1 protein-coding gene is annotated in these 453 nt (G+C 45.7%); it reads right to left on the bottom strand.

From position 1 onward, the window contains the following. Nucleotides 1-98: 98 nt before the first annotated feature. Complete coding sequence (locus AAEY62_RS20340; protein WP_350636011.1) at nucleotides 99-323, bottom strand: N-6 DNA methylase; 225 nt, start codon at nucleotides 321-323, stop codon at nucleotides 99-101. Nucleotides 324-453: the final 130 nt, after the last annotated feature.

Raw genomic sequence — 453 nt, 5'->3', positions numbered from 1 at the left:
CGGGCAAGTCTACGCTCATAAACGACACCTTATTTAAGCTTGCGCATACTGAATTAAATGGCGCAACAACTGCCGAAGCTGCTGCGTATAAATCAATTTCAGGGCTTGAGCATTTTGATAAAGTGCTGCAAAAACAAGAAGGCCGTTTCACCGGTTTTAATCGGGAAGTTTTGCTGAACTTCTTTACGCTCTTTGCCGCCAAACGGCGGGTTAGCTAATACAATATCGTGCTGGTTGCTTGGGGTAATGTCTTGTAGGTTTTCGCCTAATGTATTGGTGTGGATCACGTTAGGGGCTTCGATGCCATGCAAGATCATGTTCATAATGGCGATAACGTAGGCTAAAGACTTTTTCTCTTTGGCGTAGAAGGTGTTTTCTTGCAGGATTTTTAAGTCGCTGGTTGATAGCTGCTTACGGCTTGCGCCCCGTTGGCGTTACTTGTCCTAGGCTGGT

The sequence above is a fragment of the Pseudoalteromonas sp. GW168-MNA-CIBAN-0100 genome (genome assembly GCF_040309225.1).
GTDB classification, from domain to species: Bacteria; Pseudomonadota; Gammaproteobacteria; order Enterobacterales; family Alteromonadaceae; genus Pseudoalteromonas; species Pseudoalteromonas arctica.
This window is presented reverse-complemented; position numbering and strand designations above follow the sequence as displayed.

Excerpts from the sequence above, each read along its gene's own strand:
- AAEY62_RS20340 (WP_350636011.1), bottom strand. The coding sequence starts at position 323 with ATGAACATGATCTTGCATGGCATCGAAGCCCCTAACGTGATCCACACC.